We start from the raw sequence: 17,645 nt of genomic DNA, 5'->3' as shown, positions 1-17,645 counted from the left end.
CCCCAAAATAATGTTGGTAGTTTATGAATAATGAATTCATTTCACATAATTATTTTCAAGAACAAAAGAAAAAACGATAAGAAAGGAATAGATGCATGCATTGGTATGAAAAATTAAATCAATATTTCCCAATTGAAGAAATGAAGTCGCAAGAGCATATGGAATTATTATTGAAAGAGCGAGGAGATATTTACCATAAAGACGAAGGGCCGTTACATGTTCTTTTTTATGTAGAGTTTGATGAATTTGTTTTTGTTGACTATTTGTTTGTGTCAAAACATGCAAGAGGTCAAGGCTTAGGTCATAAGCTCATTCAAAAATTGAAGAAAAAAGGAAAACCGATTCTTTTAGAAGTTGAACCTGTCAATTATGAGGATAGTGATACGGAAAAACGGTTGCGCTTTTATAAACGAGAAGGGTTTGAACATGCCACTAGTATCGGATATAGAAGACGATCCCTTGCAACGGATGAAGTGAATTCGATGGAGATATTATATTGGGCTCCTCATAATGAGCCGGAAGAGTTAGTATATGAAGCAATGAAAAAAACGTATAAGATGATCCATAAGTATAAGGATAAAGAAATTTATGGAGCCTCTTATGAAACTGTAGATAAGGTATTGTCGATGGATGAGTCAAAAAATCGGGATATTTTAGAACATATTGAATAAATACAAACATGAAGCTTCAACTATCATACTTGCTGAAGCTTTTTATCCCACCTTAATGGGCAGTAAAACCTCCATCTCAAAATGATTTTGAAAATAAAGAAGATAGGTGGAGGATCACGGCCCCTATAGGTCCGTAAGTTCAACTAACACAAGCGGTCCACCAGTGAATGAAGTTTCACTTTATAAGCCGTAATTGATTCCTATCAACTAGCAGAAAAATATGTTCAGAAAGTGACAATTTATGAAAAACTATATTCAAAAATGTTCGGATTTGATATAATTAACCATGTAGTTTTCAAATAAACTTGTTTGAAAATGAAATGAAGTGAAGGTATTCCTCAAGTTAACAGGTATCATTATTTTAATAATTAAGGAGTGTGATTGAGGAATGGTTACATTATACACTTCACCAAGTTGCACATCTTGCCGTAAAGCTAAAGCATGGTTGGAGGAAAATGACATTTCCTTTATGGAACGAAATATTTTTTCTGAACCACTAAGTATTGAAGAAATTAAAGAAATTCTTAGAATGACGGAAGACGGAACAGATGAGATCATCTCAACTCGCTCGAAAATCTTTCAAAAATTAAATGTAGATTTAGATACTCTTCCTCTTCAAGATTTATTCAATTTAATTCAAGAAAATCCAGGCTTACTTCGCAGACCTATCATCATGGATGAGAAACGTTTGCAAGTTGGATATAATGAGGATGAAATACGTCGTTTCTTACCGCGAAAAGTTCGTACATTCCAACTATTAGAAGCTCAAAAAATGGTAAATTAACAATGTTTGTAAGACCTTCATACATATGTGTGGGGGTTTTTTACTTAGATACGGAATTTGTAGCATTCTTAAAGTGGAAAGTGTGATGAGGGGTTTGAAATAATCGATAATTTCTGATTCTTCTATCGAACACATCCACTATTAAAGAACTCGACCTTCTTCTTAAACAGGTGAATTAAAAATAGATGAAGGTGCTTGAATTTACTGATAATTCCGTATAAAATGTGCGAATAAAGGATTAGTAGACAAGCCCTAGCTGTGAACCTACTCAAGAGTCGAGTTGTAGCCTTGTATGGGTAAAATATGAGAACAGTTGCTGGTCGCCTCCGCTTTTTATATAGACCAGCTCCGGCTCCTAGCTGCTCGAGGTCAAGTGTCAATCTCCTTCAGAGGGAAAAAACGCCCTCTTACGGATCTTGTCACTTGCTTGTCGCAGCTGTGCAGTCGCCTTCGCTTTTTTATATAGGCCAGCTGCGGCTCCTAGGGGCTCGAGGTCAAAAGTTCATCCTTGCTGTGGCAAACTGCGCCACGTCAAGGCTGCCCTTTTGCTTGTCGCCCCTGTGCAGTCGCCTTCGCTTTTTTATATAGACTAGCTCCGGCTCCTAGCTGCTCGAGGTCAAGTGTCAATCTCCTTCAGAGGGAAAAAACGCCCTCTTACGGATCTTGTCACTTGCTTGTCGCAGCTGAACAGTCGCCTCCGCTATTTTTTTATATAGGCGTTTAAGGATTTTTTATTTGGGAATTGATTTTGTTTCCCTTTTGGCACTCTTTATCATAAAATAGAAGTAAATAGTGCAGAATAAATGTAAATTGTGCGATATTCACCAACGAACAGGGCAGATGCTCGGGGGTGTTGTCCCTTCAACAACTATTAATAGAAGGGAGAGGTGTTAAATGGAAATTGAACGTATTAATGAAAATACAGTTAAGTTCTACATTTCTTATATTGATATAGAGGAGCGGGGATTTGATCGTGAAGAGATTTGGTACAATCGTGAGCGCAGTGAAGAGTTATTTTGGGAAATGATGGACGAGGTTCATGAGGAAGAAGACTTTTCCGTTGAAGGTCCTTTATGGATTCAAGTTCAAGCATTAGATAAAGGATTGGAGATCCTTGTGACAAAAGCCCAAGTTTCCCGTGATGGACAACGATTCGAGCTACCAATTTCAGAGGAAAAGTTGAAAGGTTTACCAATAGACGATCAATTGGAGGAACTTCTGGATCAACATTTCCAAATGAAACAACAAGATGAAGAAGAATCTCTAGAATTTATGTTCGTTTTTCATGATTTTGAAGACTTACTTAGTCTTACTTCTCGCCCTGGACTAGATGAGTTGATTACGAAGCTTTATTCTTATAAAAATCGATATTATTTATTTGTCATGTTTCCAGAAAATGATGTGGCATTATCTGAGGATGACCATGAGATATTGGATGATCAGGAAGAGGCGGAACCATTCTTCACGGATGAAAGTATTGATAATGTGTTAAGTATAATTTTAGAATATGGGTATGAAACATCCTTAACTTATCATATTCTTGAAGAATACGGCAAGATCATAATTGAAGAAAACGTCTTTAATACTTTACGACATTATTTTAAGTAACACAATTAAGATTGTACCGATTTCCACTACAGAAATCGGTATTTTTAACTTTTTTAGGAAACTATAATATTTAAAACTGAGGATCCCCTCTAACTTCAGCGCCTATCGGCTAGCCAATTTCTACGTCTTCCCCCTACGATAAGTCAACATCAGTTGGATGAAGGACCTCGCTTTCGTTTCCTTTATTTCAGTCTAAACTTGCGAAATCCGTACGCCGATGGGCAAGGCACTTGCGCATTTTCATGAAGAGGCATATGATGTTTTTTTAGGTAGGTGTTTGATATTGAAAAATACCGTGAAAGTTTTAATTTTCCTGACCATATTTTTGTTTATGTTCCTTTTTTGGTATGAACATTATATGGTTATTTTGATTCGTTATGTAAGTTTAATACTTACGACGATGGTTATTATTATAGGATTTGTTATCTTCTTAGAAAACCGACACCCAACCCAAACATTAACATGGTTAGTTGTGCTAGGGAGTTTCCCGTTATTAGGATTTTTTTTCTATCTATTATTTGGACGAAATTATCGGAAGGAGAGAATGTTTCGAAAAAAGTATTTATTAGATAAGGAGGCTTATTTGAAATTTAATGAGCAACCTTCTCCAAAAGAATTTACAGAATTTGTTCATAATCGAGGGGATAAAAAAATCTTCACGATCGCTGAAAAATTAGGGAATAGTCCTATATCTCTGCATACCGAGACGAAAATTTTAACAAATGGAGATGAAACTTTCTCAAGCATCAAAACCGAATTACTTAAGGCACGGCATCACATCCATTTAGAATACTATATTGTTCGCGATGATCAAGTAGGGAATGAAATGAAAGACATTCTGATTCAAAAAGCAAAAGAAGGTGTCAAAATACGCTTTTTATTTGATGCAGTCGGGTCCTGGAAATTATCAAAAAAATATATAAATGATTTACGGCTTGCAGGTGTTGAGATTATTCCGTTTGGGCCAGTGAAACTCCCCTTTTTAAATAGCAAATTTAATTTTCGCAATCACCGAAAAATTATTGTAATCGATGGCAATATCGGCTTTGTCGGGGGATTAAATATTGGGGATGAATATTTAGGTAAAAGTGAGCAATTCGGCTTTTGGAGAGATACTCATATGTTTTTAAAAGGGGAAGCTGTGCGGACACTTCAATTAATCTTTTTACAAGATTGGTATTATATGACGTCTGATCATTTTTTAACTCCTGGATATTTAACGCCAGAGCGAATAGATGGAATGAAAGGGGCAATTCAACTTATTGCAGGAGGACCGGATAATGAATGGAGTGTCATTAAAAATATATTTTTTTCCATGATTACATCTGCAAAAAAATCGGTCTGGATTGCATCGCCGTATTTTATTCCTGACGAAGACATTTTCTCTGCATTGAAGATTGCTGCACTTAGTGGGATTGATGTTCGATTATTAATGCCGGAAAAACCTGATAAACGTATTGTATTTCACGCATCACGTTCTTACTTCCCGGAATTGTTAGAAGCGGGTGTAAAGATCTTTGAATATACTCGAGGGTTCATGCATAGTAAAATTGTCATTGTCGATGGTGAATTGGCGTCAATAGGAACCGCAAATATGGATATGAGAAGTTTCCATCTAAACTTTGAAGTGAATGCGTTTTTATATCATACAGAAAGCAATAAATCATTAGTAAAAGAATATGAGCGAGATTTAATATATTCAAAGGAAATTGTTCTTGAACAATTCCGAAAGAGACATTTAGGACATCGTTTATTAGAATCGACTTCCCGTCTGCTTTCACCATTGTTATAATCCGTTTTTTAAAACGTTATAGTGAAGAGATTGCTAGCAATGAGGCGATCTCTTTGTTTTTTGAAAACTAAAACCTAGATCGATCATTTAAAAGAAACCATTTACTTATAAAAGCTTCGCGAAAAACAAGGAATAAATGAAAGGACGTCGAATCTTTTTAAGAAGGAGGTGGAGTTTTATTCTAGTCGGAATAAATCAACAAGGAAAGCAAATCAATTTGGCATTATATAAGTCACGGGAAGAACTTTATGAATTACGAAAGTTGAATCACTTTTTTTGTCCGCAATGCCAATCACCCCTCTTGTTTAAAATTGGTCAAAAAAGAATCCCCCATTTCTCTCATCGTCATACAAATGACTGTCATTCCTTTTCAGAACATGAATCACCACGCCATCTTCAAGGAAAACTCGATCTTTTTAATTGGCTTAAAAATCAACAAATGGCTGTTCAATTAGAGGCGTATTTGCCAACTTTACAACAAAGGCCCGATCTCTTTTTACCCGATCAGTCGATTGCCATTGAATTTCAATGTTCGACCATACCGGAAAATTTGTTTTGCAAACGGACTTCGGTTTACCAACAACATCAGCTTTTTCCTTTTTGGATTTTTGGTGGGAACGTGCAAAACAATCAACATGGTTTGTTCAAGCTCTCAAAATTTCAACAACTTTTCTTGCAACATTCTTCAGTTTTTGACTACTGGCTACCAACTTATTGTCCAGATCAAAGGGCATTTACGTTTCTTCTTCATATCATCCCGATCTCTACGACTCTCTTCTCCGCTCGAAAATTGACTATTCCCCTTGAAAAACTTTCTTTTCCATTAACCATTCCAAAGTTAAAATCAACCGTTTCTATCACCTTAAAGGATTGGATGAAATTAAAAAAAGATTGGATTCAAAAAAGAATGTATTATAGCCATAGACAGCGGAACAAGTTTTTAAATGATGTCTATAATAGCAAACGAAATCCTTTTTTACTGCATCCTTATATCGGTCTACCTGTAAAAGGAATGATATTTCTCAATCTGCACCCGCTTGAATGGCAATTTTATTTATGGAACGAAATTTTCAATCATTTGTCAATCGGAGCTGAGGTAAGTATAGAAAAATGTGTGGAATGTTTAAGAAATGTCATGCGGATCCATGGTGTTAGATGGAGTGAATTTCCCCTTACCCCAACTCTTTCGATCAGGCAGTTGGTCCATGAATACTTCAAATTATTAGAGGAATTGGAAGTATTATTTTATAATAGAGAAGGGAAGTATATCATTAGACAGCATATAGAGGATGCGGAAAATATGATGGAGGCCTTAAAAAAAGAAACGAAAATGATTCAGCAATACGAAAGGTTTGTATGGAATAAAAGAATTTGATTGAAATATCTACACGGAATATTTCATACAATATCGAAAGGAATTAAAAAGAGATTTAAAAAATGGAGGGGTATTAATGACAAAAGAAGCAGAAGTAAAAGCATTGCCTGCCCGTAGTGATATTGCGGAAGAACTCACTTGGAGATTGGAAGATATTTTTCCGAATGATGAAGAATGGGAAAAAGAATTTCAATCTATCAAAGAACTTGTTCATGAAGCGAGTACTTTTCAAGGAACTTTAGGGGAAAGTGCGGAACGCTTTTATGAACTGTTGGTCTATCAAGACGAATTATTAGAACGAATGGGAAAATTGTTTACATATTCCCATATGAGATATGATCAAGATACAACGAATTCCCATTATCAAGGAATGGATGATCGCGCGAAAAATCTTTATACGCAAATAGCGAGTGCCCTGTCTTTCGTTGTACCTGAGATTCTATCTATGGATGAACAAAAAATCCAAAGTTTCTTAAATGAAAAAGAAGAATTAGCCATTTATAAGCATTCAATCGAGGAAATTAATTTACAGCGACCTCATGTGTTATCGAAAGAGGAGGAAGCATTGTTAGCGCAAGCTGGTGAAGTATTAGGTGCCTCAAGCAATACTTTTGGAATGTTAAATAATGCAGATTTAGTCTTTCCGACAATAGAAGATGAAAACGGTGATCGAGTCGAAATTACCCATGGCCGCTATATTCAATTATTGGAATCCGCTAATCGTCGAGTGCGTGAGGAAGCTTTTAAAGCCGTATATGACACTTATGGAAAATTTCAGAATACATTTGCTAGTACATTAAGCGGACAAGTGAAAAAGGATAATTTCTATGCCCGTGTAAGAAAGTATGACAGTGCAAGACAACTGGCCTTATCCAATAACAATATTCCAGAAGAGGTTTATGATCAGCTAGTAGAAACGGTTCATAAATATTTACCTTTATTACACCGATATGTAAAACTTAGAAAGAAAATCCTTGGTATTGATGAACTGCATATGTATGATTTGTATACTCCACTCGTGAAAGAAGTGGACATGAAAATCCCATATGAAAAAGCGAAAGAATATGTGTTAAAAGGGTTGGCTCCACTTGGAGAAGAGTATATTAATGTATTAAAAGAAGGGTTTGAAAACCGCTGGGTAGATGTTGTGGAGAATAAAGGAAAGCGAAGCGGGGCCTATTCCTCAGGAGCTTATGGGACAAATCCATATATATTAATGAATTGGCATGATAATGTCAATAATTTATTTACGTTGGCTCATGAATTCGGTCATAGTGTTCATAGTTACTATACACGGAAAAGTCAACCATATGTATATGGTGATTATTCAATTTTCGTGGCAGAAGTAGCGTCAACATGTAATGAAGCATTGCTCAATGATTATTTATTGAAAAATTTACAAGATGAAAAAAAACGAATCTATATATTAAACCATTATTTAGAAGGATTTAGGGGAACGGTTTTCCGCCAAACAATGTTTGCTGAATTTGAGCATATCATTCATCAAAAAGCCCAAGACGGAGAAGCGTTGACCAGTGAATTATTGACGAAAGAATACTATGAACTTAATAAGAAATACTTTGGTGAAGATATTGTAATTGATGAAGAAATCGGTTTAGAATGGGCACGGATTCCTCATTTTTATTACAATTACTATGTTTATCAATATGCTACTGGCTTTAGTGCAGCAACAGCATTGAGTTCACAAATATTAGAAGAAGGCTCATCAGCTGTTGAACGTTATATTAATCATTTCTTAAAAGCAGGAAGCTCTGACTATCCAATTGAAGTATTGAAAAAAGCGGGAGTGGATATGACGACAGCTGCACCGATTGAAGAAGCGTGTAAAGTATTTGAGAAAAGATTAACGGAAATGGAAAAAATGTTATCTAAATAAAAGAAAGGGGGAAGACTTGTTGGAATTCCCCCTTTCCACTTCCTCCTACTATCGTTAGCGAAAGCCTCTAAATTTTTTGCGATCATTCCAAAAGATGATCAAGAGAAAAATAGTCACAAATAACAGTGGAGATGTAAGATAAATAGGAATTAAATTCATCAACCCTAAGATGTTCAGGAAAAACGAAATGATAAATAAAAGTAGTAATACAATCATCGTCAGTTTCCCCAAGACATTAGCTCCTTTGCCTTCATTTTTAGAAAAAAGTTACACTGTAAATATATTAATTTCTATCAGTATATGTGCAAGTGTTGCTTGTCATACAACGTTTTTGACAAATTTGTGAAATGGATAACAAACACTTGAAAAGGCGAATAAAATCATGATATATTATGGATGTGAAGTTAATCACAAGCAAACATAAACCCCTTTGTTTGACCGTGAAAATTTCTCCCATCCCCTTTGTTCGAAGAAAAGACCTTGTACAATTTTGTACAAGGTCTTTTCATTATTGCACTCTTATTCAATCCACATAGCTTTAGGAAATCCTTCACATGAAAGCAATCGGTGAACTCGCCGATTGCTTCTAAACACCTTATATCAACTATCACTGAACAAGCTTTTGAAAAACAACTTTCAATTAACCAATGTATTTCCAGAACGTCCCATACTTAGCAGGAATCATTTGCACCTTACGTTGTAATAATAGTTTTTTCAACTTCTTTTCGACTTCCTTACAAGGTAAGTCATACACTTCCGCAACTTCCTTAGTAGCTACAAACTTATAATATTTTAAAAAGTGTTCCAAAGGGGGAGGGGGTGTTGGCTCAGGTATATCATTCAGCATTTCTTGAATAATTTTCACATAGATTTCATAAGGATAAATTCCAGAAATTTTGATTCCCTCATCTTCAATATTCTCGTTAAAAAAAACAAGGGATGGAACTTCATCGATTTCCATTTCATTGGATATCTTTAGATCACATTGAAAGGCCTTCGCTGCGCTAGAAGAGTTGATATCTTGAATAAATACTTCAAGATCTAATTCCACTTCGTTTGCACATTGTTCCAATACATCAAAGTTAGAAATGTTTTGCTTATTTAAAAACAATAGTTCCTGTAGTTTCCTTAAAAAACGTTGACCTGCTCTACGTCCTTGTAATTCAGCTGCTTTGATCGCAATGGATGCAATATATGGAGATGAAATTGGACTTTCTAGCCATAAACTTCCATCACAGGACATACCCGTTCTACTCGCAGTATGTTCCCAAAAATTTGCCAATGTTTCATGCTTCTTCTTTGAAATATTCAAGGAAGCCAATTTACCGGTTAATATTTGGCGCAGACGAAAATATTGCCCATATTCAATTTGCAACTTTTTGATGATGGGTTCTAACGCCCAACATTCAGGACAGAGAGGATCGATGAACATATAAATTTCTAATGGTTTATTTTCCCCACATGTATGAGTGTAAAAGAAAAGTTGCTTCAATGATCTTCACCTTGTTCTCCAGGAGTATTCATCATATGATGGGCTGTTAATTCAAGCCTTGAATAAAAAAATTCTCGAATATTTCCAGTTAACTGAACCTTATCCATCGCAGCCCGCATACAACTTAACCAAGCATTCACTCTAGTTGGTGTAATTTCAAAAGGTAAATGTCGCGCTCTTAACATTGGATGTCCATGTTCCTGAGTATAAAGGGGGGGACCACCTAAGTATTGAGTTAAAAATTGTTTCTGTTTTCGTGCAGTTTCAGTTAAATCTTCTGGGAAAATCGGTATCAAGTCTGGATGTTTGGCAACTCTAGCATAAAATGCATCCACGAGTTCTTCTAAATGCTGCTTCCCGATGACATCGTATGGAGCTATAGATTTCTCAACCATATTCATGACTCCCTCTTCCTTATATTGTACGTCTATTTTAGCAATGTAAGGAATACAACTCAAACAAATAGCTTATAGTATAACATATTTATATAAAATGTTATCTTAATCTTTAAGACTGAATTTCCCTCGACTTTAAAATTTACAATTTGAAGGCTTAAGCAGGGGATCATACTTAGGTTCATGACTAAGCATAGAATGAGTTTGATACTTTTCTTACATAATTTTGCGTTTCTTTAAAGGGAGGAATTCCTCCATATTTTTTCACATTTCCTGGCCCAGCGTTGTAAGCAGCAAGTGCAAGCTTAATATTCCCATTGAAACGATCAAGCATGTGTCTTAAATATTTTGTTCCGCCCAATATATTTTGTTCAGGATCCAGTATATTTCGTACACCTAATGATTTCGCAGTAGCTGGCATTAACTGCATCAATCCTGCAGCACCTGCATGACTGATAATATTTGGATTGAAATTGGATTCTTGCTTAATTACCGCCTGGATTAACTTCATTGGAACATGATATTTTTCAGCTGCTTTTGCAATGATGTCATCGTAATTTGTTTTCATATTGGTGGATCCATTTGATGAAATGAGATCGGCTCCTGGTTTCAGCTGAGGGGGATCCATAAGTGTTGTCTTGGATGGATGTGTTGATATTTGGCTTTTATTCTCTGTTTGTAATAATTGTTGAAACATCACGCCAAATAACTCATTATTTTGCATTCCAGCAGGCTGATTTTGAATAGATGGATTGAAAGATATGCTTCTTAGGGCATTTACTTCAAACAGTATTTGTAACATATTTTGATCCATTTCGTATTCTCCCTATTTCCACTTTTCTCTTCTTAATTATTTTAGTGTTTTTTCTGACGAAGTTTTTCTTTATAAAATCTTTGAATTTTATTATCCGTTGTTCTTTTAGGAATATTGAATTCTTTCAATAGTTGAAAAAAGTACTTTTGACCTATATCATATTGATTCACTTCATATTCTATCTCAAAGTCTTGTTGATGCAAATAATAACTACTGTCGAAAACAAGAATTCCCTCATGATATGGAATTTCTGCCCGTTTTGTTTGTAATGAACCAAAACATTGAATTTTGTTTATATTTACTTGCAATTTATTTAATTGTTCACGTACTTCCCCCAGGGGAATCTGACTATCTTCAATTATTTTATGCGCACAAGCGGCATCAATGGGTTGATTTGTTTCCAGTAGCCCTACAGTATGAGGCTGCTTTAATGTGAGCTCAAAGTTTCCTTGTTTGCAGCGAATTCTTAAGGCACAATTTTTTTCTTTTAATTGAAAATCAGGAGTATCGAAATAATAATTCTCCTGAGTAATAAAATTTTGCTCTTGGATTTGAAAGGAAGCGAGCAAATTTTCAAATTCTTCCTGTTCTAATAAATTTTTGAATTCAATTTCTATTTCATTCGGCAATTCTACTCCTCCATCCCATACATTCCAACGTAATGATCATTTTTATTACCTTATTTTATCCTAGCTGTATCATTTAGTAAAATTATACATCCAAAGTTTCCTTTATGAATTACAGGAAACTTTGGAGGAATAAGCAATGATTATGGTAAAATAAAAGAGACTGTGCAGAAAGGGGTACGACAATGAGAAAAAAGTTACATATTAAACAATCCTTTTTCGAAAAGGGGAACCTTTACTTGCTTTCAGAGGAAGTTCATTTCCAAAATATAGAAGCTTGTGGAAGAATGATTGTCGATTCAGATGAATTCGCTTTTGTTTATTTACTAGAAGAGGATAATGAATTTATTTATTTATACATACATGAAAATACTTGGAAAGATCTAGAACAGGCAATGAATAATGGTGGGGCGATTATTGTAAAAGGGAAGGAAGATGAAATTATTCTTGAAGGAATTCAAGAGGAACTTTCCTATTTAATTGAGAATATCGAAGGAAATAGCAATTATGGTGAAGAAATGGTAAAGAAAGTGGAGGACATCTTTTTACATACAAAATAGCACAACGAATAATAGGTATATTTAAGACAACATTTGGGACCGTTTTCGTGGGGTGAAGCATATGAATCATTGGGATCAATTTATAGCGCCATACAAACAGGCTGTGAACGAACTCAAGATAAAATTAAAAGGAATGCGTATTCAATTTGAATTATCAAATGAACATTCTCCCATTGAGTTTGTTACTGGGCGTGTGAAATCAATTGCAAGTATTTTAGATAAAGCAAATCAAAATGGAATCCCTTTAGATAAGTTAGAGACAGAGATGCAAGATATTGCTGGATTAAGAATGATGTGTCAGTTCGTAGATGATATAAAAAAAGTAGTCGAATTACTAAGAATGCGAAATGATTTTACCATAGTAGAAGAAAAGAACTATATTTCTCATAAAAAACCAAGTGGATATCGCTCCTATCATGTCGTGATTGAATACCCAGTTCAAACCATTAGTGGGGAGAAGAAAATTCTGGCGGAAATTCAAATTCGCACCCTAGCAATGAATTTCTGGGCAACAATCGAACATTCATTAAATTATAAGTATAAAGGCCAATTTCCGGATGAAATCAAATTGCGTCTACAAAGAGCAGCTGAGGCGGCCTTTCAATTAGATGAAGAGATGTCCTTAATTCGTGAGGAAATTCAAGAGGCTCAAGCTTTTTTCACGAAGAAAAAGGAACAAAATAAGGAGCACGAAAAAAATAAATAAAGGGTGTCGTGTATGAAATTTGCTGTTACGTCCAAAGGAGACGCGAAATCAAACTCATTAATGCATAAAATTAAATCATACTTATTAGACTTTCATTTAACGTATGATGATAATGAACCTGATATTGTGATTTCTGTTGGTGGAGATGGAACCTTATTATACGCTTTTCATCGCTATACTTCTCGTCTAGATAAAACTGCATTTGTAGGGGTACATACGGGACATTTAGGCTTCTATGCTGACTGGGTACCGGAGGAGATTGAGAAGCTAGTCATCGCTATTGCTCAAACTCCATATCAAGTGATTGAGTATCCACTACTTGAAGCCATTGTTCGTTATCAACACGGTGGAAAAGAAACGAGATATTTAGCTTTAAACGAATCAACAGTAAAAAGTGTAGAAGGTTCACTTGTAATGGATGTTGATATTCGTGGACAGCATTTTGAACGGTTTCGTGGGGACGGGCTTTGTGTCTCAACCCCATCTGGCAGCACAGCTTATAATAAAGCGTTAGGTGGTGCAATCATCCATCCTTCCATTGCCGCGATTCAAATGGCGGAAATGGCTTCAATTAATAATCGGGTTTTTAGAACAGTCGGATCCCCACTCATTTTACCAGCCCATCATACCTGTATGCTAAAGCCGGTAAATGAACCCGATTTTCTTATTACGATTGACCATTTAACCTTATTACATAAGGATGTAAAATCCATTCAGTATCGAGTGGCTGATGAAAAAATTCGATTTGCCCGTTTTAGACCATTTCCATTTTGGAAAAGGGTGCATGATTCGTTTATTTCAAACTAAAAACCAATCATTTCCTGAATGAAGCATGTTGAAAGAGTGTGAGAATTGTATGAAAAGTTGTTCATATCAAATCCAATGGTTGATTGATGATTCCAATGATGGAATGTCGATAAAGGAATTTTTAACTAATCATAAAATATCCAAACGGGCGTTAACGGATATCAAGTTTTCCGGAGGGACAATTCTAGTAAATGGAAGGGAGGAAAATGTTCGATACCTTCTTTCTACTGGGGAGCATTTAAACGTCATTTTTCCACCGGAAATCCCAAGTGAACAAATGATGTCAGAGGAAATTCAATTGAACATCTTATATGAGGATGATGATCTGATCGTGGTTGATAAACCAGCAGGAATGAATACGATTCCTTCTCGTGAACATCCCCATGGAAGTCTAGCCAATGCTTTAATTGGATATTATGATCAGCAACAACTCCAAAGAGCTCCACATATTGTGACTAGATTAGATCGTGATACTTCAGGTCTTGTCTTAATTGCGAAACATCGACATGTCCATCATTTATTAAGTGAAATGCAAAAAAAGAACGAAATAAAAAGGGTCTATGAAGCATTAGCAGAAGGGGTATTCAAGGAGACAATGGGCAAGATCGAGCAACCCATTGGAAGAAAAACGACAAGTATTATCGAACGGGAAGTTAGGGAAGATGGGCAGTATGCTTGTACTCATTATAGGGTCAAACAACAATTCAAAGATTTTGCTCTCATTCAATTACATTTAAAAACAGGAAGAACCCATCAAATCCGGGTTCATCTTTCCTATATTCATCACCCACTTGTTGGAGATGATTTATACGGTGGTAGTACCCGCTTACTGTCCCGTCAAGCGCTACATTGCAGTGAATTAAGAATTGTTCATCCAATTTCAGGGGAAAAGAAAGTATGGAAGTCACCGTTACCGGATGATATAACACAACTAATAGATTGATTTAAAAAAAGAGCAAATGGTGCTCTTTTTTTAATCAAAAGTTTCTCTAAATTTCTCCTCAACTAAAGGCATAGACGAAGGGACAGATACTGCTGTTAATTCTGGGTAACGGAAGGCAGATAAATGACCACCGAAAACTGCCCCTGTATCAACATTTGCCGTATGATGGACGATTCGAACCTCTTTGACAGGGGTATGTCCATAGACAATCCAACTTTCCCCTTCATAATGTTTTGCCCAATCTCTTCTAACAGGCATTCCATTTGCATGTTTTTCTCCAGTTATGTCACCATATAAAACAAAAGATTTTACTTTCTCTGTATATTTTCCGATATCTTTTTCACGAATTCCGGCATGGGCAATAATTAAATTTCCATTGTCTAAAATATGGTACAAAGGGGAAGAATCATACAACTCCATAAACATTTGTCGATAATGGTCTCGTTTATTTTGTGGCAACGCTTCAAGCTCGGCAACGGTTGTTTCAAGTCCATGTGTGATTACAACTTTATTTCCTAAAAAATAACGATAAAGTTTATTGCAATGATTTCCGGGTGAATAGTACGCTAAATTTTCTTTCCATAAATGATACACAATATGGATGACTTGAAGAGATTTTGGGCCCCGGTCCGTTAGATCCCCGACAAATCCTAATAATCTGCCATCCGGATGAATGGGAAGATTCTTATCCCATTTATACCCAAGTTTTTCTGTCAAATGGACTAGCTCATCGAAACACCCATGAATATCCCCAATAATATCAATTTTCATTAAACGTACCCTCCAAACTTTTTTATTTCGTTATTCTCCCCAAGTTCCTTTTCTTCATTTTACATGAAATCATGAGCTGAAAAACTTGTATTGCAACTTACACTCAATTATTTAAAGAAAACCATATGTTAACTTTTATGTCATCATTTTTTAATAAAAATTAAAGAAAGTATTATATGTTTTTCCAAAAATGAAAGGGTCACATCATTCAAAAAAATTTTACGAAAGATTCGTTTTTTTATGAAAGACATTTCAAATAGTTTTTGTTAGTATAAGTAGAACATTACTAGATTTTCAAATTATCTGTGAATAAGGGACAAAATTACAATTTATCCCGCCTTAAGGGCAGTAACACCTCCATCTAAAATATTTGGAAACAAAAAAATAGGTGGAGGACCACTGCCCCTAAAGATCCGATAAGGTCAACTAACATTCAATGGAGGATGAAGAAAACCCCACTGAATGAAGTTTCATTTTATATATTTAAATAAATTGGCATCTTGTCTTTAGGGAAAGGAGATGGAGACTAGTTATGGAGCAGCATGTTTCACTTATATCTTTAGTCATCGTGATTGTGGCCGCATTTATAACTCCACTGATCCTTCATCGGCTGAAACTGAATTTTATGCCAGTTGTGGTTGCTGAAATCATTATTGGATTATTTATTGGGAAAAGTGGTTTCAATTTAGTTGAGCAGGATATGTGGTTAGAAACCTTATCTACATTAGGTTTTATCTTTTTAATGTTTTTGAGTGGGGTTGAAATAGACTTTAATGCGTTTAAAAATGGTAAAAAGAAATCCAAGTTACCAAATGGGAAAGAAGAACCAAATCGATTATTTGTTTCAACCGTTATTTTTGCAGGAATTTTCATGGTTTCACTAGGTTTATCATATCTCTTTGTGTTTTTTGGATTAATTGAAAATGCCTTCCTAATGACGTTAATTATTTCAACGATCTCATTAGGAGTAGTTGTTCCGACTTTAAAAGAAGCTAATATTACAAAGTCAGGGATTGGCCAAATCATTTTATTAGTGGCGGTGATTGCCGATCTAGCTACCATGATCTTACTTGCCGTATTTGTCTCTGTCTCTGGAGAAGATGGGGGTAACATGTGGTTACTGCTCGTCTTATTTGGTGCAGGAGTCATTCTTTATTTCGTTGCCAACCGATTTGTGAAAAAATCATTTTTTTCAGCTTTGTCTACAGGTACAGTTCAAATTGGAACAAGGGCTATTTTTACTTTAATTATGGTGTTAGTTGCGTTATCTGAATACGTTGGGGCTGAAAATATTTTAGGAGCCTTTTTAGCGGGGGTATTAGTCTCACTTCTGTCACCTAATCAAGAATTAGTGCGCCAGTTAGATTCCTTCGGTTATGGTTTCCTGATTCCTATTTTCTTTGTAATGGTTGGAGTCGATTTAGATTTATGGACATTATTAAGCGATAAGAAAATGTTAATGCTTATCCCTTTATTAATGATCGCATTCTTTATTTCCAAGGTTATTCCAATGTTGTATTTACGAAAGTGGTATGATATGAAAACCACTATGGCTTCGACTTTCTTGCTGACATCCACACTTTCGCTTGTGATTGCTGCAGCGAAAATTGCGGAGAGAATGAAGGTAATCACTCCTCAAATGAGTGGGACGTTAATATTAGTAGCTGTTATTACTTGTGTGATTACACCGATCATTTTCAAAAAACTCTTACCAAAAGAAGCAGCGGAGGATCGCCAAATTCAAGTGGCTTTTGTAGGAGCTAATCAACTAACGATGCCTGTTTCTAGAGAATTAAAATCATCCTTGTATTCGCCAATTTTATACCATACGAAACAAGATAAATCAGATCGTCCAATTGCTAATTCGGTTTTTAATATTATCGAAATGGATGATTATGAAGTGGAGACACTAGAGGCGCATGGAGTGTTTGATGCTGATATTGTGGTCCTTATGACAGGCGATGAAGAAAGAAATGCTACTTTAGCGTTTGCCACAAAAGATAAAGGAGTGGAACGGGTAATCGCTCGTGTGGAAAGTGGAGATTTAGAAGAGCCTTTGTTAGAACATGGATTAGAAGTATTCTCCGTCTATTTATCATCAAAGGCTTTATTAAGAGCTCTCATTGAATCACCGAGTGTCATGGACATTTTAACAGATAAGGAAACATCATTACATGAAATCACGATGAATAACCCACAATTTGAAGAAATGCCTTTAAGAACGTTTCCGTTTACTGGAGACGTCATCTTTGTCCGGATTTACCGTGGAAATGAATCCATCGTCCCTCATGGGGATACCGAATTGCATCTTAATGACCGTTTAATTGTGACAGGTTCGAAGGAATATGTGGATGAACTTAAGCGGGAATTAGAGTTTTATGCTTATGTTTAAATAAGCTTTGAT

The 17,645-nt window shown here is 35.5% G+C and carries 17 protein-coding genes; 11 read left to right on the top strand and 6 right to left on the bottom strand.

Going from position 1 to position 17,645, the window contains the following annotated elements:
• The first annotated feature begins 95 nt into the window (after positions 1-95).
• The 6 genes from J2S13_RS10245 to pepF all read left to right on the top strand — a co-directional run bounded on the left by J2S13_RS10245 (position 96) and on the right by pepF (position 8,127).
• Positions 96-671: a GNAT family N-acetyltransferase gene (locus J2S13_RS10245; RefSeq protein ID WP_307257656.1), complete on the top strand. Its 576-nt coding sequence runs from the start codon at positions 96-98 to the stop codon at positions 669-671.
• Positions 672-1,059: 388 nt separating this feature from the next.
• Positions 1,060-1,455: a transcriptional regulator SpxA gene (gene spxA, locus J2S13_RS10240; protein ID WP_307257655.1), complete on the top strand. Its 396-nt coding sequence runs from the start codon at positions 1,060-1,062 to the stop codon at positions 1,453-1,455.
• Positions 1,456-2,349: 894 nt separating this feature from the next.
• Positions 2,350-3,063, top strand: a complete 714-nt coding sequence (gene mecA, locus J2S13_RS10235; protein WP_307257654.1) for an adaptor protein MecA — start codon at positions 2,350-2,352, stop codon at positions 3,061-3,063.
• Between the two features lie 358 nt (positions 3,064-3,421).
• Positions 3,422-4,855, top strand: a complete 1,434-nt coding sequence (gene cls / locus J2S13_RS10230; protein ID WP_370874018.1) for a cardiolipin synthase — start codon at positions 3,422-3,424, stop codon at positions 4,853-4,855.
• Positions 4,856-5,072: 217 nt separating this feature from the next.
• Positions 5,073-6,230 carry a competence protein CoiA gene (locus J2S13_RS10225; protein ID WP_442417883.1) on the top strand — a complete coding sequence of 386 codons (1,158 nt, stop codon included), beginning with the start codon at positions 5,073-5,075 and terminating at the stop codon, positions 6,228-6,230.
• A gap of 76 nt (positions 6,231-6,306) precedes the next feature.
• A complete protein-coding gene (pepF, locus tag J2S13_RS10220) occupies positions 6,307-8,127 on the top strand; it encodes an oligoendopeptidase F (protein ID WP_307257651.1) in 1,821 nt (606 codons plus the stop codon).
• Positions 8,128-8,181: 54 nt separating this feature from the next.
• On the opposite strand, the gene J2S13_RS17035 is transcribed toward pepF, so the two are convergent.
• The 5 genes from J2S13_RS17035 to J2S13_RS10200 all read right to left on the bottom strand — a co-directional run bounded on the left by J2S13_RS17035 (position 8,182) and on the right by J2S13_RS10200 (position 11,457).
• On the bottom strand, positions 8,182-8,343 hold the full coding sequence (locus J2S13_RS17035) for a hypothetical protein (RefSeq protein ID WP_503128655.1): 162 nt from the start codon (positions 8,341-8,343) through the stop codon (positions 8,182-8,184).
• A 424-nt stretch (positions 8,344-8,767) separates the two neighbouring features.
• Complete coding sequence (locus J2S13_RS10215; protein ID WP_307257678.1) at positions 8,768-9,559, bottom strand: ClpXP adapter SpxH family protein; 792 nt, start codon at positions 9,557-9,559, stop codon at positions 8,768-8,770.
• Positions 9,560-9,615: 56 nt separating this feature from the next.
• Positions 9,616-10,014, bottom strand: coding sequence for a globin domain-containing protein (locus tag J2S13_RS10210; protein WP_307257650.1), 399 nt, complete (start codon positions 10,012-10,014; stop codon positions 9,616-9,618).
• Between the two features lie 187 nt (positions 10,015-10,201).
• Positions 10,202-10,828 carry a lytic transglycosylase domain-containing protein gene (locus tag J2S13_RS10205; RefSeq protein WP_307257649.1) on the bottom strand — a complete coding sequence of 209 codons (627 nt, stop codon included), beginning with the start codon at positions 10,826-10,828 and terminating at the stop codon, positions 10,202-10,204.
• Positions 10,829-10,869: 41 nt separating this feature from the next.
• Positions 10,870-11,457 carry a CYTH domain-containing protein gene (locus tag J2S13_RS10200; protein WP_307257648.1) on the bottom strand — a complete coding sequence of 196 codons (588 nt, stop codon included), beginning with the start codon at positions 11,455-11,457 and terminating at the stop codon, positions 10,870-10,872.
• A gap of 182 nt (positions 11,458-11,639) precedes the next feature.
• Here J2S13_RS10200 and J2S13_RS10195 point away from each other — a divergent pair, with 182 nt between their 5' ends.
• The 4 genes from J2S13_RS10195 to J2S13_RS10180 all read left to right on the top strand — a co-directional run bounded on the left by J2S13_RS10195 (position 11,640) and on the right by J2S13_RS10180 (position 14,470).
• On the top strand, positions 11,640-12,014 hold the full coding sequence (locus J2S13_RS10195; protein ID WP_307257647.1) for a UPF0738 family protein: 375 nt from the start codon (positions 11,640-11,642) through the stop codon (positions 12,012-12,014).
• Between the two features lie 61 nt (positions 12,015-12,075).
• On the top strand, positions 12,076-12,720 hold the full coding sequence (gene yjbM / locus J2S13_RS10190) for a GTP diphosphokinase (RefSeq protein ID WP_307257646.1): 645 nt from the start codon (positions 12,076-12,078) through the stop codon (positions 12,718-12,720).
• A 12-nt stretch (positions 12,721-12,732) separates the two neighbouring features.
• Positions 12,733-13,527 (top strand): NAD kinase, encoded by a 795-nt coding sequence (locus J2S13_RS10185; RefSeq protein WP_307257645.1) that lies wholly within the window; start codon positions 12,733-12,735, stop codon positions 13,525-13,527.
• A 49-nt stretch (positions 13,528-13,576) separates the two neighbouring features.
• Positions 13,577-14,470: an RluA family pseudouridine synthase gene (locus tag J2S13_RS10180; RefSeq protein ID WP_307257644.1), complete on the top strand. Its 894-nt coding sequence runs from the start codon at positions 13,577-13,579 to the stop codon at positions 14,468-14,470.
• A gap of 30 nt (positions 14,471-14,500) precedes the next feature.
• On the opposite strand, the gene prpE is transcribed toward J2S13_RS10180, so the two are convergent.
• Positions 14,501-15,241, bottom strand: coding sequence for a bis(5'-nucleosyl)-tetraphosphatase PrpE (gene prpE, locus J2S13_RS10175; protein ID WP_307257643.1), 741 nt, complete (start codon positions 15,239-15,241; stop codon positions 14,501-14,503).
• Between the two features lie 532 nt (positions 15,242-15,773).
• On the opposite strand from prpE, the gene J2S13_RS10170 reads away from it, so the two are divergent.
• Positions 15,774-17,633 carry a monovalent cation:proton antiporter family protein gene (locus tag J2S13_RS10170; protein ID WP_307257642.1) on the top strand — a complete coding sequence of 620 codons (1,860 nt, stop codon included), beginning with the start codon at positions 15,774-15,776 and terminating at the stop codon, positions 17,631-17,633.
• The last annotated feature ends 12 nt before the right edge of the window (positions 17,634-17,645 follow it).

This window comes from Oikeobacillus pervagus (genome assembly GCF_030813365.1).
In the GTDB taxonomy this organism is placed as follows: domain Bacteria; phylum Bacillota; class Bacilli; order Bacillales; family DSM-23947; genus Oikeobacillus; species Oikeobacillus pervagus.
Note: the sequence above shows the minus strand (reverse complement) of the source record. Positions and strands in the feature narration are given on the sequence as shown.